This window comes from Frigoribacterium sp. CFBP 13729 (genome assembly GCF_014841875.1).
GTDB lineage: Bacteria > Actinomycetota > Actinomycetes > Actinomycetales > Microbacteriaceae > Frigoribacterium.
Window position 1 is genome coordinate 438,609 of record NZ_JACYUR010000001.1, and the last position, 19,328, is coordinate 457,936.

A 19,328-nucleotide genomic window follows, 5' to 3' on the forward strand; every position below is an offset into this window, starting at 1 on the left:
TCTGGGGATCAGCTCGCGGAGGGGCGTCGGTCGGCCTGCGTGCACGGTAGGGAGGCCCGGCGTCGGTCCGGGGGGCACCGGGTGGAGCGCGGGTGAACGGTCGATGGCGCGCGGGCCTGCGGCCGCCGGGCCTGCCCGCCCCGGGTCAGCCCCAGCCGCCCAGGTAGGCCGCGAGCGACGGCTCGCCCTCGACGCGCTCGCACCAGGTCGCGGCGAGGCGGCGGGTCTCGAAGAGCTCCTCGGTGCCGTGCAGGAGGGCGCGGGCCTCGGCCCGGCTCGAGCGGACGCGCAGGACCGGACCGCCGCCTCCTTCGCCCGGTGCGCCGTCCTGACCGTCGCTGGTCGCCCCCTCCGTGACCTCGACGGTGCCGAGGGCCCCGACGCCGACCGACGAGACCGCCTCGAGCAGGGGGACGGCGTCGCGGACGCGCACCGGGGCAGGCAGGTCGACGGTCACCCGCGCCGTGCGCGTCGCCCGGGCGGCGGCCTCGTCCGAGGCGCCCACGACCCGGGCGTCGGCGGCGAAGACGGACACGTGCTCGTCGGGCACCACGACGACGGAGCCGGGCAGCGCGGCCAGGACGGTGTCGACGCAGAGCCAGGCGGTGCCCGCCGAGGGCGCCGCGGCGAGCCGCACCAGCACGTCGGGGGTCGCCCCGCGCAGTCCCCGCGGCCGCGACCCCTCGACGGGGACGAGCCCGCTGAGCACGAGCGTCTCGCCGTTCTTCTGCCGCTGGCGGTCGACCGAGTCGCGGCCGGCCCAGTCCGGGCCGTCGTGCCAGGCGACGGCGGCGGGCTCGTGGGCGAGGAGCGCGCCCCCGCGCCAGGCACGCCAGGCCCACTCCCAGTCCTCGCCGCCGTAGGTCGTGAAGTCCTCGTCGAAGCCGCCGACCGTCTCGAGGAACGACCGGGAGCACGCGAGCACGGCTCCGATGACGTGTCGGTACGAGCGGTCGTCGGCATCGAGCAGGTCGCGGCTGCCGCGGTAGGCCTCGTCGAGCCAGCGCGGTGCGGGCAGCTCGTGCCGTGGCCCCTCCTGCTCGACCGGGGCGTCGACGGCGACGCCGGTGAAGTCGGCGTGCCGGCGCGTGCCGACGACGACGGCCTCCGACGCGAGGGCGGGCAGCCTCGACATGGCCGTCACCCAGCCGGGCTCGGGCGCCGTGTCGGCGTCGAGGAAGCAGATCACCTCGCCCGTCGACGAGCGCACCCCGAGGTTGCGGGCGGCCGAGAGGCGGAAGCCCTCGTCGGCCTGGACGACCAGCCGCACGCCGGCCGGCACCCGGGGCGTCTCGGGCGAGCCGTCGTCGACCACGACGACCTCGAGCAGCTCCGCCGGGTGGTCCTGCCGCGCGAGGGCGGCGAGGGTCCGGTCCAGCTCGGCCTGCTGGCGGTAGTGGGCGACGACCACGGAGACGGTCGGCAGCGGGTCGGGCACGAGGCCGTCGAGCAGGTCCCAGCGGTTGCCCGGGACTCCCCTGGGCTGCCTAGGGGGCCTCGCGGGCGCCTCCTCGTCTCGTCGCTCGTCGGTCACGACGTCGCTCCCCTGCGCTCGCGGCCGGCCTGGTCGCGGCCGGGCCGCTCGCGTCCGGACCACCACGCGAGGTACGCCGCCGCGACGTCGTCGATGTCGGGCGCTGTCCGGGCGTGGGGAGCCAGCCAGGTGGACCCCGGGTCGGCGACGGCCCGCGCGACGGCCTCGGCGAGGGCGTCGGGGTCGTCGTCGATCAGGGTGAGGGTGCCAGGCCGGAGCGCCGCCATCTCGCGGGAGTACCGCGTGTCGGGCACGATCGGGCGTCGCCCGGCGCCGATCCAGGTCGCGATCGAGCCCGACGCCGAGACGTGCCGGTGCACGGCGACCGGCACGGAGGCGCGGCGGCAGCGGTCGAGGAGCACCGCGTCGTCGAGGTACCCGGTCACGTCGAGGACGACCCCGAGGGAGGCGGCGTCCGACACGAGCTGGTCGGTCTCGGCCTCGTGCCCCGCGCTGGCACGGCCGAGCGCGGTGACGCGCAGCGACCCTGCCGCGTCGTCCCCGCGGGCCCGCAGCCGGGCGACGGCGTCGACGAGCTCCGCGTGGCCCTTGCCGGGGTAGACGAAGCCGATGACGGCCGCGGTGCCGTCGGGCGCGGGCCGTCCGGTCAGCGGCGGGGCGAGGTCGACGGGGAGCGGGACGACGCCGGGTCGCACCCCGTCGGTCGTGTGCTCGGCGAGCAGCAGCGCCTCGTGTTCGCTGTTGACGACCGTGCCCGCCGCGGCCTCGACCACCCGCCGGTAGCAGTCGCCGCGCCGGACGAGGTTGCGCTCGCCGTCGGACGGCTGGGGCAGGTCGTGCAGGGTGACCGTCAGCGCGACCCGGCCGGCGAGGTCGACGAGGCGGTCCGCGGCCGCCTCGGGCGACGACGCCCACAGCCGGTCGGTGAAGTGCAGGTGGGCCGAGGCGGGCGGCCTGGGCCTGGTCAGGTCGTCCGGCGACACCACGAGTTCCCGGCCCGTGCGGTGGGCGACCGCGTCGGCGACGCGCCGGGCGAGGACCGTCACGCCGTGCTGCGGGTCGTCGGTGACGACGAGGGCGGGCACAGGAGAGACGTCCGGTGCGTCCGGGAGCCCGGCGCTCACGCGAGCCCCAGCAGCGCCAGGGAGTCGGCGTGGCGGGCGAGGCCGGCGTCGACGACCTGCGGCTCGCGCTCGTACCACCGGAGGTGCGCCTCCCGGACCTCCTCGCGGGGCACACGGGTGCCCTCGACGATCCAGTGGTCGGTGGCCTCGTCGTCGAGCCCGAAGGCGTCGACGACCGCCTGCAGCCGGGGCGCGTGGACGCTGTCGAGCAGCTGCCGCCCCGGGTCGACGACGTGCTCGGGCAGCCCCAGGCGATCCCGCACGCGGGACGCGAGCGCCGTCCACACGGGGTTGCCCGGGTGGTTGAGGGTGCGCATCTGGGCGAACGACGGCTCGTCGAACAGGTCGGACGCGACCACCGCGTCGTGCGCCTGCTCGCGCTTCCGGAGCTCGTGCAGCGAGAGCGCGGCGACCGACCGGACCGCCTCGGCGTCCATCCGCGGGACCGGGGGCGTCGTGCCGTCGCGCCGGGCGGCCGCCTCGGCCAGCACGACGAGGTCGTGGTAGTCGACCAGCGGCGGCACCAGCGACGGGTCGTGCGGCGGCCGGACGATCGCCGACGTCGGGTAGAGGCCCGCGAAGCGGACGACGGGCACGGCGACGACGCGTGCCCCGGCGCCGAGACGGGCCGTCAGCTGCCGCGTGCCGAGCGGCAGGTCGTGGTAGTCGTCGCGCACCGGCTGGGAGACCAGCACGGAGGCGCGGGCCAGCCAGCGGTCCAGGTGCGGCAGGTCCGCGGTGACGAGCTCGTGAACAGCAGGTGTCCGGACGGTGCGGAGGCCGCCCCCGTCGAGTGCGACCCGAAGCGACTCGGCCTGGCAGTTGCCGATCACGACGGCGACGGGACCGTCGCCCTCGGGCTCGCCGAGACCGTAGAAATGCCCGTAGTGCCGGGTGCGGCCGTCGATGGCCGGGGTGTGCTGGGTCATGGTGCCTCTCCGTGGCGTCCCTCGAGAGGCGGACGCGACGATCCCATCGTGCTGGATGCGGGGCCGTCAGGGCCAGCATCCGCGAGCGGGCACGGGGGGCCCCCACGGTCTATGGTGCAGGGAGGCCGCTCCCATCGGCCCCCTCCCTCGACGCGAACCGGGCCCCCGGTCTCCCCAGGGTCCCCGAGTCGCCCCGGCTCACCTCCCGACGGTCTCCCCCGACCGTCGTGCCCCGCCTGAGCCGAGGAGGCCCGATGATCGACACCCCGCCGCCCGCCCGCGACGCCCTGCGCGTCGCGTCCGTGCCCGCCGGCCACCCTTACGTGCGCCACCTCCAGCCGGTGGACGACTCCGCCGTGGCCCGGGCCGTGGTCCGTCTCGCCGACCCGCTGCCCGACCCCTCGGAGCCCGCGCGCTGGTGGCCGCCCGTCGTGCTCGACGCCGGCTGGATCGCCGAGCACGCCGCCGAGGTCGACGTGCTGCACGTGCACTTCGGCACGGAGTCGTACGACCTCGCGCACCTCCGCCGCGTCGTCGACGCCGCCCGTGCCGCACGGCTGCCGATCGTCCACACCGTGCACGACCTCGTCAACCCGCAGCTGGTCGACCAGGAGCCGCACCTCGCCCACCTGGGCCTGCTCGTCGCCGAGGCCGACGAGCTGCTCACGCTGACGGAGGGTGCCGCCGAGGAGGTCGAGCGCACCTTCGGACGCCGGCCCGTCGTGGTGCCGCACCCGCACCTCCTTCCCCTCGACTCGGTCGCGCCGACCGGGACCGCGCACGACGACGTCGTCGTCGGCGTCAGCCTGCGCGACCTGCGACCCAACGTCGACGGACCGGGCTCCGTGGCCACCCTGATCGCGGCCGCCGGGCTGCTGGCCGAGGCCGGTCGGCCCGTCGCCGTGCGGGTCGACGTCAACGAGCGCGTCCGCGACGCCGCGGCGCTCGCGGAGGTGCGGGCCCTGGTCGCCGACGCGCCCGGTCACCTCGACGTCTCGCTCGCGGTCCACCCGCGGCTGGACGACGACGAGCTCGCGGAGTCGCTGGCCGACCTCGACGTCGTCGTGCTGCCGTACTCGCACGGCACCCACTCCGGCTGGGTCGAGCTGAGCTGGGACCTGGGCGTGCCCGTCGCGGCGCCCCGGGTCGGGCACGTCGCCGACCAGCACCCCGCCGCCGGGGACACCGCGTCCTTCGACGCCGGCGACGCCGGTCAGCTGGCGGCCGCCGTCTCGTCGCTCGTGCGGCCGCGCGGAGACGCGCCGGCCCGGCCCGGCTCGGCGACCCGACGGGCCCTCGTGGCGGAGCGCCGGGAGCAGCGACGGGCCCAGCGCGACGCGATCGCGCAGGCGCACCTCGCCGCCTACGAGCGCGCCGTCGTCACGGCGGCGGCCCGTCGTGCGTCCGGCGCCACCGAGCCCACCTCGTCCGCCCGACCCTCGGAGCTGGTCTCGTGACGGCCCTGTCCGGGACGGGCACCGCCTCCTCGGGGGCCGTGCTCGTCGAGCCGGCGCGCACGGCCGCGCGTCCGCGGCGCATCGTCGTCGTGGCCCCCCTGCGCTACCCGATCGCCGAGCCCCACGCGGGCGGCCTGGAGTCGAGCGTGTGGCACCAGGTGCGCGTCCTCCGCTCCCGGGGGCACCAGGTGCTGCTCTGCGCGGTCGAGGGCAGCGACCACCTGCGCGGCGGGCCTGCCGAGTTCTCGCTCCCCGCCGTCCACTGGGACGACCCGGCCGACGCCACCGACTCGACCTATCCCGACGGCTACCTCGACGTGGCCGTGCCTGCCCTGCACCGCGCCCTGGACTGGATCCGCGACCACTCCGACGAGATCGACGTCGTCGAGAACCACTCCCTGAGCGGCCACGTGCTCTCGCGGGCCGGCGAGCTCGGCGTGCCCGTCGTCTCGACCCTGCACACCCCGACCTTGCCCGACCTCCTCGAGCACCACCGGGCCGGCGTCGAGCCGCGCAGCGCGTTCCTCGCCGTGAGCGAGCACACCGCGGCCGTCTGGCGGGCCGAGGGGGTCGAGGCGCGCGTGCTGCCGAACGCGGTGGACACGGACCTCTGGCCCCTCGGCCCCGGCGGCGACGACCTGGTCTGGACCGGACGGATCGTGCCCGAGAAGGGTCCGCACCTCGCGATCGAGGCCGCTCGCCTCGCCGGTCGACGCATCGTCCTCGCCGGGCGCGTCGGCGACGTCGACTACCACGAGTCCATGGTCGTGCCCCTGCTGGGGGCGGACGCCGAGCACGTGGGGCCGCTGCGGCAGCCCGAGCTCGCCGAGCTCGTCGGCCGGTCCGCCTGCGCCCTCGTCACGCCCTGCTGGGAGGAGCCGTTCGGGCTCGTCATCGCGGAGGCGCTGTCGACCGGCACGCCCGTCGCCTCCTTCGCGACCGGCGGCGTCCCCGAGGTCGTCGGCTCGAGCATCGGGGCCGGCCTCGTCGCGCGGGACGACGTGGCAGGCCTCGCGCACCTGGCGGCCGGGCTCGCGGCCGAGGCGTCGACGACTCCGGGCTTCCGCCGGAGGGTGCGGGCCGACGCGCTCGCCCGCTTCTCGTTGCACCGCCGTGCCGAGGTGGTCGAGGAGGTGCACGAGGCCCTCGTCGCCGGTCACCTCACCGGTGCCGGGAGGGCCAGGGCCCTGCTCGCCCCCGAGGCCGTCGCGTGACCGCGCGTCCCCTCGTCGGCTGGTACGTCCACCACCACGGTGCCGGCCACCTGACGCGGCTGCTGGCGGTGCGGCCGCACCTCGACGCCGACGTCGTCGTCTTCAGCTCCCTCGCCGCGCCGGCCGTCCTGCCCGAGGGCACGACCTGGCTGCAGCTCCCCCGGGACGACCACGACGTGGTCGCCCCGGACGGCACGACCCGGCCCCCCGGCGACCCCGAGTCCGGCACCGACCCGACGGTGCGCGGGCTGCTGCACTGGGCGCCGCTGCACCACGACGGCCACGCCGGCCGCCTCGCCGCCGTCGCGACCTGGATCGCGCACGCCCGGCCCCGGGCGTTCGTCGTCGACGTCTCCGTCGAGGTCACGCTGCTCGTCCGCCTGCTCGGGGTGCCGCCCGTCGTCGTCGCCCAGCCCGGCGACCGCTCGGACGCCCCGCACGCCCTCGGCTGGGACGCGGCGGACCGCGTCCTGGCGCCCTGGGCCGAGGGACTGCACGTCTCGCCGGCGCTCGACCGCGTCCGGGACAGGGTCCGTCTCGTCGGCGGGATCTCGCGGCACGACGGCCGGGTCGACGGCCCCGGCTCGCCTGCACCCGGCACCGTCCTGGTCCTGGCCGGCGGCGGCTCCGAGGGCCGCGAGGGGCTCGCGCAGCGCGTCGCGGAGGCCTCGAGGGCCACGCCCGCCTGGCGCTGGTCCGTGCTCGGCGGCTCGGCCGACAGCTGGGTCGACGACCCGTGGCCGCTCCTCCGCGGGGCCGAGGTCGTCGTCTCGGCCGCGGGCCAGAACAGCGTCGCCGACCTCGCGGCCGCCGGCACCCGCGCCGTGGTCGTCCCCCAGGACCGTCCCTTCGACGAGCAGCGGACGACCGCGCGTCTCCTCGCCGCCCGCGGGCTCGCCGTCGTGCCCGATCGCGGCCGTGCCGACCACGGCTGGCCCGCGCCCGAGGCGTGGCCCGAGCTGCTCGACCGGGCGCGCGCGCTCGCTCCCGACTGGTCGCTGTGGCAGGTCGACGGCGCCGCCGCCCGCGCGGCCGCGGTGATCGCCGAGGTGGCCCGGTGACGGGGCACCAGCCCGCGCCGACCGTCTCGACGGTCGCGGTCACGCTCTGCTCGGCCGCCCGTCTCGACCACCTCCTGCCGCAGCGCGAGGCCTTGGCGCGCCTCCGGCCGCCGGTTCCCCACGTCGTCGTCTGGCTCGACGAGGCACCGGCGCCCGCGCTGCCCGAGCTGTCGGACGCGCACGTGCTGCACGTCCCGCCGGGGCCCGACGGCCTGCGCCTCGCGGCCGGTCGCAACGCCGGTGCCGAACAGGCGATCGCCCTCGGCGCGTCGCTCGTGGTGTTCCTCGATGCGGACTGCGTGCCCGGCCCCGACCTGGTCGCCCGGTACGAGGCCGCGGCGTCGGCACACCCCGACGCGCTGCTCTGCGGGCCGGTGACGTACCTGCCCGAGGACCACGTCGGCCTCGACGACGACTCGCTCGACGCCGCGACGCGGCCGCACGCGGCGCGCCCCTCGCCCGAGGCCGGCGAGACGGTCGTCGCGGGGCCCGACCAGTACCCGCTGTTCTGGTCGCTCTCGTTCGCCCTCGCGGCCGACACCTGGGCGCGGACGGGCGGCTTCGAGCCCGGCTACGAGGGCTACGGCGGCGAGGACACCGACTTCGCCTTCACCGCCCGGTCGCTCGGCCTCCCGCTCGTCTGGGTCGGCGGTGCGCACGCCTACCACCAGTGGCACCCCACGACGTCGCCGCCCTGGCAGCACCTCGACGACATCCTCCGCAACGGCCGTCGGTTCGCCGAGCGGTGGGGCGAGTGGCCGATGGGCGGCTGGCTCGAGGCGTTCCGCGAAGGAGGCGCCGTGCGCGTCACCGAGGACGGCGGCTGGGAGCGCGTCACGGCCTGAGGCGTCGCAGCCTCCCTCGTCGCACGACCCGCTCCTCCTCGTCACGTGTCGCGTACCCCTCCCGGACCGCCCCCGTCCAGGGGCCACGGAGAAAGGTGACACCAGGCCCGGGGGGATGCCCGGCCACGACGCAAGGAGGAACCATGTACTTCCACGCACAGACCTGGATCAACGACATCGCCGACGGCGAGCCGGACCCCGCGGCCGCCAACGCCCTGCAGGAGGGCCTCGGCGGGCAGTTCGGCGAGATGCGCACCATGATGCAGTACCTCTTCCAGGCCATGAATTTCCGCGGGCCGGCGGCGAAGCCGTACCGCGACCTCATCCAGGGCATCGGCACCGAGGAGATCAGCCACGTCGAGCTGATCGGCACGACCATCTCGCGGCTGCTCGACGGCAGCCCCGACTACACGGGCAAGCTGACCGACCCGCTCGACACCCCGGGCGCCGGCGGGGCCACGCCGTTGAACATCGCCCTGGACACGGGCAACATCCACCACTACCTCGTGGGCGCCCAGGGCGCGCTGCCGGTCGACTCGGTCGGGAACCCCTGGTCGGGCAGCTACGTCTACAACTCGGGCAACCTGCCGCTCGACCTGCTCTACAACCTCATGCTCGAGTCGACGGGCCGGCTGCAGAAGAGCCGCATCTACGAGATGACGGACAACCCCGTCGCCCGCAAGACGGTCGCGTACCTGATCGTCCGCGACCAGGCGCACGAGAACGCCTACGCCAAGGCGCTCGAGACGCTCGGCGTCGACTGGGGCAAGCTGCTGCCGATCCCGAAGACCAACGCGGAGGCGTTCCCCGAGGTCAAGGAGCTGGTCGACCTGGGCCTGCAGAGCAAGCAGTACACCTTCGACCTCGACGGCAAGTCGGAGGCCGGCAAGATCTTCCAGGGCACGTCGCCGTCGGGCGACGGCACCGATCTGTCGTCGACGGAACAAGCGCCGAAGGGCGCGCCCTCGACGATCTCGCCCGAGCGACTCGAGGAGTTCTCCCCCGGCCTCGACAAGGACCTGCTGGCGCTGATCCAGCAGACCGCCGAGATGGAGCTCGCCGACATCGAGAGCTTCTACGGCCCGACCGGCAAGTAGCGGGAACACCGGGGCCGCCTCTCCGCCGAGCGCGGGAGGCGGCCCTCGGTCATCCTGCCCGCAGTCGGGCGTGCTCGGCGGTGCGCTCGCTGAGGAACGAACAGAGCCGGGCGACGGCACTCACCTCGGCCGCCAGTGCCGTGACCTGCGCGGACGTCGCCTCGGCGGCGTGCTCGCGGGCCTCGAAGGTGACCGTCCACTCGGGCGACCCGCCGATCTTGCGGCGCAGGTACACCTCGGTCCCGGACGTCTCGAGACGCAGGACGACGAGCCCGGTGTCGACCGTCGTCTCGTCCCACGACGTGTCCACGGCCTGCGGTGCGGCGGCGTCGACCTGCTCGGAAGTGTGGAACTCGTCGATCCACCCCGTGAGCTCGTCCATCGTCAGTCGCGGCACCGCGGTCTCCTCCTGGGTCGGCGTCGGCTCGTCCCCGCGGACGAGCCCTGTCCGTCCATCTTGCCCTGGTCCCGGGGCGAGGTCCTGAGGAGGCTTTCCCGGCGTGCGCGCGAGAGACCGCTCAGTTCCCAGTCGTCAGAAGACGGCGACCATCATCCCGGCGGTGGTCGCCGGGTGGTCCATGGCGGCCAGGGCGCCGGGCAGGGCGTCGAAGCCGATCGTGACACCGATCGACTCCTCCGGCCGCAGCCGACCCGCGACGACGTCGGCGATCATCGCGGCGTGCTCGCCGACCGAGATGCCGTGGCTGCCCAACAGCTCGAGCTCGTCGGCGATGACCCGGCCCATCGGGATGACGGGGGCGGCCTCGTCGTCGAGGAGGAGCCCCACCTGGACGTGCCTCCCCCGGGGCCGGAGGGAGCGGACCGAGGCGGTGGAGGTGGCGCGGCTTCCGTAGGCGTCGAGCGCGACGTGCGCACCGCCTCCGGTGAGGGTCCGGACGGCGTCGACGGCCTGCTCGTCCATCGGGACGACCTCGGCGCCGAGGGCGGCCGCCCGCTCGAGTGCGGCAGGCGAGATGTCGACGGCGATGACGCGGGCACCGGCGGCGACCGCCACCGCGATCGTCGAGAGGCCGACCCCGCCGCAGCCGAAGACGGCCACCTGTTCGCCCGGCTGGACCCTGGCCCGGTCGTGCAGCGCGTGGTAAGCCGTCCCGAAACGGCAGCCGAGCGCGGCCGCGGCCTCGAACCCGACGGCGTCCGGCAGGGCGATCACGTTGACGTCGGCGTGCGGCACGACCACGGACTCGGCCCACGAGCCGGCGAGGGTGAAGCCGGGCTGCTCCTGACGCGTGCACACCTGCGTTGCGCCCGCGCGGCACTCGTCGCAGGTGCCGCAGGCGAAGACGAAGGGCGCGGTCACGCGGTCCCCGACCGAGACCCGGGTGACGTCCGGGCCCACGGCCCTGACGACGCCGGCGAACTCGTGACCGGGGACGTGTGGAAGGTGCACGGAGTCGTCGTGCCCCTTCCAGGCGTGCCAGTCGCTGCGGCAGACGCCGGTCGCGGCGACCCTGACGACGACGCCGTCGGCCGGCGGGACGGGCTCGGGGAGCTCGACGATGGTCGGGACGGACCCGAAGTGGTCGTACAGGACGGCGCGCATCCCCTGATCCTGGCACCGTCGGGCGACGGCGACCGCGACGGGCGCCGGACACTCGACGCCACCCGCACTCCACGCCACTCGGCCCTCTCCTGCGAGGCGCCGCGAAGCGGGTCAGGATCAGCTCGTGGGCATCTCCCTCGTCGTTGCTCGCTACTCCACGACCTGGAACGTGCTGCTCGGGCCGGCACAGCTCCCGGTGTCGTCGCAGTCGCCGAGGTCCCAGTTCGTGACCGCTGCACAGGCCTCGCCGAGGGGGAACTCGGTGGGCAACGTCAGCTCGACCTGGAAGGACCCGTCGAAGGTCTCCGTCGTGGTGACTGACGACAAGGGGTCGCCGTCTCCTCCGCGACCCGCCCCGACCTTCCATCCGTCGGTCGGCGGCGCGGTGTCGCAGGTGTCCTCCGAGGAGATGGTGACGGTCCCACCAGGGACCGCCCTCACCGGACTCACCTCGATGCGAGGGACGCACGGGCCGTCCCCGAGATGAGCCTGCGGGGACGGGCATGCTGCCCCGCTGGCGAGCACGACGAGGACCAGGGCTGCGGTGACGGGCGTCCTCGGGTGCATGGCCCCGAGCTAGGGTGCGCGTGTCCTCGTCGGCCAGGGCTCGCGACCCGTCCGCCCCAGACCCGCTGCCCGACCCCGCACGGTTCGTCGGCACGGATGACACAGGGGACGTGACCGCTGGGCAGGTCGTCGACGCCGTCACGCGGCGTGGGGACTGCCGGGGCGTCGGTACGGAGGTGTGCCGGGGGCTACCAGGGCTTGCTGCGCCCGATGAGACTCCGGAGGAGAGCCAGGCCGGAGACGGTCGGAAGGAACCAGAGGAATGCGACGAACCCCTCTGTCCCGGTCATGCTCAGGCCTGACGTCCCAGCTGCCAGGAGGGCGAGTCCGACCACGGCCCGCCAGAGGGTCGGGTGCGGTCGCCGTGGCTGGTCCGTCGACGGGTGGAACATCCGTCGTGCGCCCTCTCTCGGGTCGACAGGCCGCCCCGCAGGCAGGCCGGGGCCGTCCACCTCGGTGGCCCGTCCGTCGATCCAAGGGCCAGCACCGACTTCGGGACAGCGGTCGTTCACTGCTCGCTCGACGGACGAGTAGTCCGCTGGCGCGCCTCGGTACATCGTGTCGACGAGGCTGACGTCGAACTCGACGTGGCCGTCCGGCCACAGGGCGTCGTGACGGACCCTCCGGACGGGTCGCCCGGACCGACGCGCGGGCACGGTGAAGGCCGCGGCGCGAACGGCGACAGGTCGCGGGGTCATGGGACGATCTTGGTCCATCACCGAGGCGCCGGCGATCTCCGGCTGAACGCCTCAGCGCCGACTGAGGCCGGTGGGAGGTCACTGCCTGGTCCGCGAGAGCCGGGTGGTCCGGAGGACGAGGAAAGCCCCGGCAGGCCGGGGCTTCGTCGTGCTGGGGGAAGAACGTGGTGGGCGATACCGGACTCGAACCGATGACCTCTTCCGTGTGAAGGAAGCGCGCTACCAACTGCGCCAATCGCCCCTGATCGGGACTCGTCGATACTAGTGGATCTTCTGGCCCGGACGCCATTCGAGGAGGCCGGCAGCGCCTCCGGCAGCGCCTCCGGCGAGGTGTCGAGGAGGCGGCCAAGACACGAACATCTCTCGATTTGTTTTCTGTCCGGGGTCTGGGTAGTGTTCTTCTTGTTCGCAGCGATGCGAAACGAAAGAAACATCGCAGCAATGCGAAACGAAATGCGGATGTGGCGCAGTGGTAGCGCATCACCTTGCCAAGGTGAGGGTCGCGAGTTCGAATCTCGTCATCCGCTCGAGTGTAAAGCTCACCAGAGGGAGTCCACCGATGGTGGCTCCCTCTGGGAGTATCTCATCTGGTGGAGTGGCCGAGAGGCGAGGCACCGGCCTGCAAAGCCGTTCACGCGGGTTCAAATCCCGTCTCCACCTCCATGGACCACCCTCTGGGTCTATGATCGATTCGTCTCCTCGAGACGATGACAACTGAACAAGCATGAGCGATTGGCGCAGCGGTAGCGCGCTTCCCTGACACGGAAGAGGTCGCTGGTTCGATCCCAGTATCGCTCACACAGAGAAGGCCCCCGAGAGATCGGGGGCCTTCGTCGTTCCCAGGCTCGTGCCGTCATCGGGCTCCTGTCCTTCGTCGACCCGGTCCACGCTGCCGACGGCTCCCCCGCGTACCCGGCCCGCGCCTCCTCGGTTGCCTGCACCCCTGAGAACCGCGCACACCCTGCGGCGCGCTCGAGGGTGTGCGCGGGTTCGGCGGGTGCGGACGCCTCCGCGCCCGCGCGCGGCCCGTCGGCGACCGCGCGAGCGGCGCGCAGGGGCAGCAGGAGCAGCGCCACGCCCTCCGGACGTACAGGACGGCCCCGGTCGCGAGGACCGGGGCCGTCCGAGGAGGTGCGGTGAGGCGGAGCGCTAGGCGCGCGCGTTCTCGAGCACGTAGCCCTCCTCGCCGTGCAGGGCGAGGTCGATGCCGGCCACCTCGTCCTCGTTCTTGACGCGGAAGCCGATGGTCTTCTCGATCACGAAGCCGATCACGAAGGCGAGCACGAACGAGTAGAGCATGACGGCCACGGCCGAGAGCGCCTGGATGCCGAGCTGCGTGAAGGTCCCGGAGAAGATCAGGCCGGTCTCGTTCGCGAAGATGCCCAGGTAGAGCGTCCCGAGCAGGCCGCCGACGAGGTGGATGCCGACGACGTCGAGCGAGTCGTCGAAGCCGAGCTTGAACTTGAGGTCGATGGCGAGGGCGCAGACGGCGCCGGCGACGACACCGAGCACGACCGCCCAGCCGGGCGTCAGCGCGGCGCAGGCCGGGGTGATGGCGACGAGTCCCGCGACGGCGCCCGAGGCGGCGCCGACCGACGTGGCCTTTCCGTCCTTGAGCTTCTCGACGACGAGCCAGCCGAGGACGGCGGCGGCAGGGGCGGCGATCGTGTTGAGGAACGCGAGGGCCGCGACGCCGTCAGCGGCGAGCTCCGAGCCGGCGTTGAAGCCGAACCAGCCGAACCAGAGCAGCCCGGCGCCCAGCAGCACGAAGGGCGGGTTGTGCGGCTTGTCGGCGCCCTTGGCGAAGCCGACGCGCTTGCCGAGGACGAGCGCCAGGGCGAGCGCCGCAGCACCGGCGTTGATGTGGACGGCCGTGCCGCCGGCGAAGTCGATGACGCCCATGGCGGCGATCCAACCTCCGACCACGTTGCCGTCGTCGTCCGTGGTGAAGTTGAAGACCCAGCTCGCGACGGGGAAGTAGACGACCGTGGCCCAGACGCCGGCGAAGATCATCCACGCCCCGAACTTGGCGCGGTCGGCGATGGCGCCCGAGATGAGGGCGACGGTGATGATCGCGAAGGTCGCCTGGAAGGCGGCGAAAGCGATCGTCGGGTAGTCGCCGGTCGGGGCGAGGCTGTCCTTGAACGCGCTGTCGAGACCGAGCGAGGCGAGGTCGATGCCGAACCAGCCCTGGATGCCGACGAACTTCTCGGAGCCGCCGGGGATCGAGGTCGGGTTGCCGAACGCGATCGCGTAGCCGTAGAGCACCCACAGGACGCCGATGAGGCCCATCGCGCCGAAGCTGAGCATCATCATGCTGATGACGCTCTTGGCCTTGACGAGGCCGCCGTAGAAGAACGCCAGTCCGGGCGTCATGAGCAGCACGAGTGCTGCGCAGATCAGCATGAACGCGGTGTTGCCTTGATCCATGGGTGGTACCTCTCGAGTTCGGGAGCCAGGGGTGCACCGGTCCCGACCCGTCAGCGAGGGTGAGCGGGCTGTGAGCACGGGGCTCGGGCGGTGCGGTCCCCAGTGTCGCGGCGCCTCGTTTCGGACCGTGTGCACCCGTGTTTCGGCGATGTAACAGGATCCGGCCCCGTGTGAACAACGCGTTTCCCGAGGCTCCCCGGCAGCCGGGACGACGCCCCGGAACTGCCCGGAGAGGTCTAGGAGGAGGTCAGCGCGACGAGCCGCGACGTAGCACGGAGGTACTTCTTGCGGTAGCCGCCGGCGAGCATCTCGTCGCTGAACACCTCGTCGAGGGGCGTCCCGGTCGCGAGCACGCGCACCTGCGCGTCGTAGAGACGGTCGACGAAGGCGACGAAGCGCAGGGCGTCGGTCTGGCTCGTGAGGGGCGTGACGTCGCGCAGCCCGACGGCGTCGAGGCCGCCGATGAGCTTGACGTAGCGGCTGGGGTGCACCGTCGACAGGTGCTGCACGGCAGCCCCGAAGTCGTCGAGGGAGGCGGTGCCCCCGACCGCGGCGACGGCCGCGTCCAGGTCGTCCACGACGTGCGCCCGCGCCTCGACCTCGCGGCGCCGGTAGTCGTTCCCGTCGATGCGGAGGGTGCGGAACCGGTCGGAGAGCCCCTGGATCTCGCGGAGGAAGTCGGCCGCGGCGAACCGCCCCTCGCCGAGGGCGCCCGGCGGCGTGTTCGAGGTCGCCGCGATGCGGGTGCCCGCGTCGGCGAGGTCGCCGAGCAGGCGGGTCATCATCATCGTGTCGCCCGGATCGTCCAGCTCGAACTCGTCGATGCAGACGAGCGCCGCGCCCTCGAGCTGCTTCGCCGCCCCCGCGTAGCCGACCGCGCCGACGAGGGCCGTGTACTCGATGAAGGTGCCGAAGTAGCGCCGGCCTGCCGCGCGGTTGTACGCCGCGGCCAGCAGGTGCGTCTTGCCGACGCCGAAGCCGCCGTCGAGGTACAGGCCGGGAGGCGCCTCCTGCGTCTCCGGACGACGCCGGAACAGCCCGCGCCGGGCCGGGCGCTCGGCCGCGGCCCAGAAGGAGGCGACGGCCTCGACCGCCTCCGCCTGCGACGGGAACGCGTCGTCCGGCCGGTAGTTCTCGAGCGACGCCTCGGCGAACTGACGCGGCGGCACGAGCTCGGCCACGATCTCGGCGCCCGTGATGGTCGGGGCCCGGTCGACGAGCGACACGACGGTGCGGAGGGGATCGGTGGACATCGGTGCGACCTCGCAGGCGTCGGGACGGGCGCCCGCGGGAATGTCCGGGACGCGATCTGTGTCAGAGTCAGAGGGACCCGGCCGGGGCACACCGTGGGTGCGTAGCCTCGACGGGGCCGCGCGGCGATCCTATCCGCCGCCCCCACGACACCGCCCAGCCCCTCGGGGCCGACCCAGGAGGTACAGCAATGGTCGTCGAGCACGACACGTCCGCACGGTTCAGCGAGTACGCCCACCCCGAGCGCCTCGTCAGCACCGACTGGCTCCAGGAGCACCTGGGCACGCCCGGCCTCGTGGTCGTCGAGTCCGACGAGGACGTGCTGCTCTGGGACACCGGCCACATCGCGGGCGCCGTCAAGATCGACTGGCACCTCGACCTCAACGACCCCGTGCAGCGCGACTACGTCGACGGCGAGGCGTTCGCCGCCCTGATGTCGCGCAGCGGCATCTCCCGCGACAGCACCGTCGTGATCTACGGCGACAAGAACAACTGGTGGGCCGCCTACGCCCTGTGGGTCTTCTCCCTCTTCGGCCACGACGACGTGCGCCTGCTCGACGGCGGACGAGCCGCGTGGGAGGCGGAGGGCCGTGGGTACACGACCGACGCACCCGAGCCGGTCGCCACCGACTACCCCGTCGTCGAGCGGGACGACAGCCGCATCCGCGCCTACAAGGACGACGTCCTCGCGCACCTCGGCTCGCCGCTGATCGACGTCCGCTCCCCCGAGGAGTACTCGGGCGAGCGGACCACCGCGCCGGCCTACCCCGAGGAGGGCGCGCTGCGCGCCGGCCACATCCCGTCCGCCCAGAACGTCCCCTGGGGCAAGGCGGCGGCCGAGGACGGCCGTTTCCGAAGCCTGGGCGAGCTCGACGCGATCTACCGCGACGGCGCCGGCCTCACCGACGGCGACGACGTCGTCGCGTACTGCCGCATCGGCGAGCGGTCGAGCCACACGTGGTTCGTGCTGCACCACCTGATGGGGTTCGAGAACGTCCGCAACTACGACGGCTCGTGGACCGAGTGGGGCAGCGCGGTGCGCGTGCCGATCGTGCAGGGCGTGGAGCCCGGCACGGTCCCGGGGCGCTGATCGTGGTGTCGGCCCCCGAGCCCGGGGCGCTCCCCCGAGTCCTGGCCGAGACCCGCGAGGACTTCCTCGCCCTCGACGTGAAGGACCGGCTGCAGCTGCTGCTCGAGTTCTCGGACGAGCTGCCGTCTCTGCCCGCCGAGTACGAGGGGCACCCCGACCTGCTCGAGCGCGTGGAAGAGTGCCAGTCGCCCGTGTTCATCTTCGTCGAGGTGTCCGACGACGTCGTGACGATGCACGCGACGGCTCCTCGCGAGGCGCCGACCACCCGCGGCTTCGCCTCGATCCTCGCCCAGGGGCTGAGCGGCCTCTCGGTGCGCGAGGTGCTCGAGGACGTCCCCGACGACTACCCGCAGACGATCGGCCTCGGCGTGGCGGTCAGCCCGCTCCGCGTGCGGGGCATGACGGCGCTGCTCGCCCGGGCCAAGCGCCAGGTCCGAGAGAAGTCGGCGGCGTGACCCTGCGGGTGCTGCACCCGGCTCCTGCGCGGGGTGCGGGCACCGGCACGCTCGTCGAGGCAGACCCTGTCGTCGAGGCAGGCGCGGTCGTGGAGGCAGGCACCGACGAGGGGCGGGCGCGTCTACAAGAGCTCTACGCACCTCCTGCGGCCGACTGGCTGCGCCTCAACCTGATCGCGGCCGTCAGCGGCGACGCGGCGGGCGAGGACGGCACGTCCGACACGCTGAGCAACGCCGACGACCGCGCCGTGCTGGCGGCGATCCGCGACCTCGCCGACGGGGTGCTCGTCGGCGCCGCGAGCGTCCGCGCCGAGGGCTACCGGGTGCCCCGGTCCGCCCAGCTCGTCGTGCTCACGGCCAGCGGCGACCTCAGCGGACACCGGATGGACCCCGACCGCGCCGACCGTGTCGTCGTCGTCTGCCCCGCCGCGGCGGGCGACCGCGTCACGGAGACCCTCGGCGCGGACGTCGCGGCCCGCGCGACCGTCCTCGTCGTCGACGACGACCACGGCGTGGTCGCCCCCGCGACGCTGGTCGACCGGCTGCGGGGCCACGGCCTGCGCTCGCTCGTCTGCGAGGGCGGGCCCTCGCTCGCCGGGCAGCTGCTGCACGACGGCCTCGTCGACGAGCTCTGCCTCTCGACCTCTCCGGTCGTCATCGGGAGCGGTCTGCCCGTCTTCGGCCGGGAGCGCTTCGACCCGTCGCGGCTCTCGCTCAGCCAGCTGATGATGGACGACCAGAGCGCCCTGTACGCACGCTGGCTCGTGGCAGACGGCCCAGCCACTCGTCGATGACCGCCTCGAAGCGCTCGGGGTCGTAGTTCCAGATCTTCGTGTGCCGGGCGACCTCGAACACCTCGAGCTGCACGATGTCCGGCCGGGCGGCGGCGAGGGCGTGCGAGGCCGTCGACGGCACGAAGCCGTCGTCGTCGCTGTGCAGCACCAGCACGGGAACGCGCAGCTCGCCGGCCCGCTCGACGAGGTCGAGCCGGTCGAGGTCGAGGGGCTCCGCCCTGCCGCTCAGCCGTGACGCCCGAGGGGACTGCAGGAGGCGCATCGCCAGCTCCTGCACGACCCGCGGCACGCGCATGGCCGTCCCCTGGTAGCGGAGCGTGGTGCGCCAGTCGACGACGGGCGACTCGAGCACGACGCCGACGACGCGGTCGCGGTGCTCGGCCCGGGTCACCGCCTGCAGCACGGTGGCGCCGCCCATCGACCAGCCCATCAGCACGATCGACGTCGCGCCGTGGTCGACGGCCCAGCGCATCGCGGCCTCGACGTCGGCCCACTCCGCGTCGCCCAGCGCATACCGGCCGTCGGGCGACCGGGGCGCCTCGGCGTCGTTGCGGTACGACACGAGCAGCGAGGTCAGCCCCGCCCGGTGGAAGACCGGCGCCGCGCGCACGGTCTCGGCCCGGGTCACGCCGCGCCCGTGCACGCCGATCATCCACGGTCCGTCGGTGCCGTCGGGGCCCGGCACGAGCCAGGCCGGAGCCGGGCCGACGGGCGTGTCGACCTCGACGTCCTCGACCGTGAGGCCGGCGTCGCGAGGCGACCGCCAGAGCCAGCCGCCGATGCGGCCCGCCCTGGCCGTCGCCAGGTCGCCCTCGTCGACGGCCTCGACACGACGCACGACGCGACCCCGCTCCTCCTGCACCACCTCACCGAGGCGGGCGTGCCCCCTCCCGTGGTCGAACCAGAAGCTGTAGCGGCCGGGCAGGCGCGTGTCGGCGTTCGCCGCGAGGGTCACCGTCGCCGCCACGGGGTCGTGCCCGAGCACCCGGACGTCGTCAGGGCGGCGTCGCGCCGGAGTGACGACCTTCCGCGCCATGGTGACCGCGCCCGCCGCGAGGGCCAGCGACGCCGCGACCACGGTGCCGCCGACGGAGACGGAGACGACGAGGCCGGCGACGGCCGCCGGGGTGCGGCGAAGGCGTATGCGTGGGCGTCGGGACATCGAGACCTCCGGGCGGACGGGGCGGAGCAACGGGGGCACGTGCGCGAGAGCACCTGCGGCGTGCCGCTCGGCTGTGAGCCGGGTGGGAGCCTAGT

17 protein-coding genes and 4 tRNA genes are annotated in these 19,328 nt (G+C 74.1%); 11 read left to right on the forward strand and 10 right to left on the reverse strand.

From position 1 onward, the window contains the following. Positions 1-145: 145 nt before the first annotated feature. Genes IFT77_RS01965 through IFT77_RS01975 form a run of 3 tightly spaced genes read right to left on the reverse strand, consistent with a single transcriptional unit; the run spans position 146 to position 3,548 of the window. Positions 146-1,534 (reverse strand): glycosyltransferase, encoded by a 1,389-nt coding sequence (locus IFT77_RS01965; protein ID WP_192169087.1) that lies wholly within the window; start codon positions 1,532-1,534, stop codon positions 146-148. Next, entirely contained in the window at positions 1,531-2,619 is a 1,089-nt protein-coding gene (locus IFT77_RS01970; RefSeq protein ID WP_192169088.1) for a hypothetical protein, read from the reverse strand. The genes IFT77_RS01965 and IFT77_RS01970 overlap by 4 nt, the downstream gene beginning before the upstream one ends. Further along, positions 2,616-3,548 carry a WcbI family polysaccharide biosynthesis putative acetyltransferase gene (locus tag IFT77_RS01975; protein ID WP_192041738.1) on the reverse strand — a complete coding sequence of 311 codons (933 nt, stop codon included), beginning with the start codon at positions 3,546-3,548 and terminating at the stop codon, positions 2,616-2,618. Before IFT77_RS01975 ends, IFT77_RS01970 begins: the two co-directional genes overlap by 4 nt. A 254-nt stretch (positions 3,549-3,802) precedes the next feature. Between IFT77_RS01975 and IFT77_RS01980 the strand changes: the two genes are divergently transcribed. The 5 genes from IFT77_RS01980 to IFT77_RS02000 all read left to right on the forward strand — a co-directional run bounded on the left by IFT77_RS01980 (position 3,803) and on the right by IFT77_RS02000 (position 9,222). Beyond that, positions 3,803-5,005 carry a glycosyltransferase gene (locus tag IFT77_RS01980; protein ID WP_192169089.1) on the forward strand — a complete coding sequence of 401 codons (1,203 nt, stop codon included), beginning with the start codon at positions 3,803-3,805 and terminating at the stop codon, positions 5,003-5,005. Further along, complete coding sequence (locus IFT77_RS01985) at positions 5,002-6,219, forward strand: glycosyltransferase (RefSeq protein ID WP_192169090.1); 1,218 nt, start codon at positions 5,002-5,004, stop codon at positions 6,217-6,219. Before IFT77_RS01980 ends, IFT77_RS01985 begins: the two co-directional genes overlap by 4 nt. Continuing rightward, entirely contained in the window at positions 6,216-7,280 is a 1,065-nt protein-coding gene (locus IFT77_RS01990) for a glycosyltransferase (RefSeq protein WP_192169091.1), read from the forward strand. The genes IFT77_RS01985 and IFT77_RS01990 overlap by 4 nt, the downstream gene beginning before the upstream one ends. After that, on the forward strand, positions 7,277-8,125 hold the full coding sequence (locus IFT77_RS01995) for a galactosyltransferase-related protein (RefSeq protein WP_192041742.1): 849 nt from the start codon (positions 7,277-7,279) through the stop codon (positions 8,123-8,125). Before IFT77_RS01990 ends, IFT77_RS01995 begins: the two co-directional genes overlap by 4 nt. Before the next feature lie 143 nt (positions 8,126-8,268). After that, positions 8,269-9,222, forward strand: coding sequence for a manganese catalase family protein (locus IFT77_RS02000; RefSeq protein ID WP_192169092.1), 954 nt, complete (start codon positions 8,269-8,271; stop codon positions 9,220-9,222). Between the two features lie 49 nt (positions 9,223-9,271). On the opposite strand, the gene IFT77_RS02005 is transcribed toward IFT77_RS02000, so the two are convergent. The 4 genes from IFT77_RS02005 to IFT77_RS02020 all read right to left on the reverse strand — a co-directional run bounded on the left by IFT77_RS02005 (position 9,272) and on the right by IFT77_RS02020 (position 12,292). Beyond that, positions 9,272-9,619 (reverse strand): hypothetical protein, encoded by a 348-nt coding sequence (locus IFT77_RS02005; protein WP_192169093.1) that lies wholly within the window; start codon positions 9,617-9,619, stop codon positions 9,272-9,274. A gap of 135 nt (positions 9,620-9,754) precedes the next feature. After that, positions 9,755-10,786 carry an alcohol dehydrogenase catalytic domain-containing protein gene (locus tag IFT77_RS02010; protein ID WP_192169094.1) on the reverse strand — a complete coding sequence of 344 codons (1,032 nt, stop codon included), beginning with the start codon at positions 10,784-10,786 and terminating at the stop codon, positions 9,755-9,757. 150 nt (positions 10,787-10,936) lie between these two features. Next, positions 10,937-11,113, reverse strand: a complete 177-nt coding sequence (locus IFT77_RS02015; RefSeq protein WP_192041745.1) for a hypothetical protein — start codon at positions 11,111-11,113, stop codon at positions 10,937-10,939. 1,103 nt (positions 11,114-12,216) lie between these two features. Further along, positions 12,217-12,292 (reverse strand) — tRNA-Val (locus IFT77_RS02020). Between the two features lie 214 nt (positions 12,293-12,506). Here IFT77_RS02020 and IFT77_RS02025 point away from each other — a divergent pair. The 3 genes from IFT77_RS02025 (at position 12,507) to IFT77_RS02035 (ending at position 12,849) form a co-directional block, all read left to right on the forward strand. After that, positions 12,507-12,578: transfer RNA gene (locus IFT77_RS02025), tRNA-Gly, on the forward strand. 62 nt (positions 12,579-12,640) lie between these two features. Further along, a tRNA-Cys gene (locus IFT77_RS02030) sits at positions 12,641-12,714 on the forward strand. 63 nt (positions 12,715-12,777) lie between these two features. Beyond that, positions 12,778-12,849 (forward strand) — tRNA-Val (locus tag IFT77_RS02035). A gap of 351 nt (positions 12,850-13,200) precedes the next feature. Here IFT77_RS02035 and IFT77_RS02040 read toward each other — a convergent pair. Beyond that, positions 13,201-14,481 carry an ammonium transporter gene (locus tag IFT77_RS02040; RefSeq protein WP_192169095.1) on the reverse strand — a complete coding sequence of 427 codons (1,281 nt, stop codon included), beginning with the start codon at positions 14,479-14,481 and terminating at the stop codon, positions 13,201-13,203. Between the two features lie 236 nt (positions 14,482-14,717). Then, positions 14,718-15,734 carry a cell division protein ZapE gene (gene zapE / locus IFT77_RS02045; RefSeq protein ID WP_192169096.1) on the reverse strand — a complete coding sequence of 339 codons (1,017 nt, stop codon included), beginning with the start codon at positions 15,732-15,734 and terminating at the stop codon, positions 14,718-14,720. 188 nt (positions 15,735-15,922) lie between these two features. On the opposite strand from zapE, the gene IFT77_RS02050 reads away from it, so the two are divergent. The 3 genes from IFT77_RS02050 to IFT77_RS02060 are packed head-to-tail and all read left to right on the forward strand — an operon-like array spanning position 15,923 to position 18,071. Then, on the forward strand, positions 15,923-16,822 hold the full coding sequence (locus IFT77_RS02050) for a sulfurtransferase (RefSeq protein WP_192169097.1): 900 nt from the start codon (positions 15,923-15,925) through the stop codon (positions 16,820-16,822). Positions 16,823-16,824: 2 nt separating this feature from the next. Next, positions 16,825-17,277: a SufE family protein gene (locus tag IFT77_RS02055; RefSeq protein WP_371740883.1), complete on the forward strand. Its 453-nt coding sequence runs from the start codon at positions 16,825-16,827 to the stop codon at positions 17,275-17,277. Next, positions 17,274-18,071 carry a dihydrofolate reductase family protein gene (locus IFT77_RS02060; RefSeq protein WP_192169098.1) on the forward strand — a complete coding sequence of 266 codons (798 nt, stop codon included), beginning with the start codon at positions 17,274-17,276 and terminating at the stop codon, positions 18,069-18,071. Before IFT77_RS02055 ends, IFT77_RS02060 begins: the two co-directional genes overlap by 4 nt. On the opposite strand, the gene IFT77_RS02065 is transcribed toward IFT77_RS02060, so the two are convergent. Beyond that, the gene (locus tag IFT77_RS02065; RefSeq protein ID WP_244638377.1) at positions 17,992-19,233 is read right to left on the reverse strand and encodes a S9 family peptidase; all 1,242 of its coding nucleotides are present in this window, start codon (positions 19,231-19,233) and stop codon (positions 17,992-17,994) included. The genes IFT77_RS02060 and IFT77_RS02065 overlap by 80 nt on opposite strands. Between the last annotated feature and the right edge of the window lie 95 nt (positions 19,234-19,328).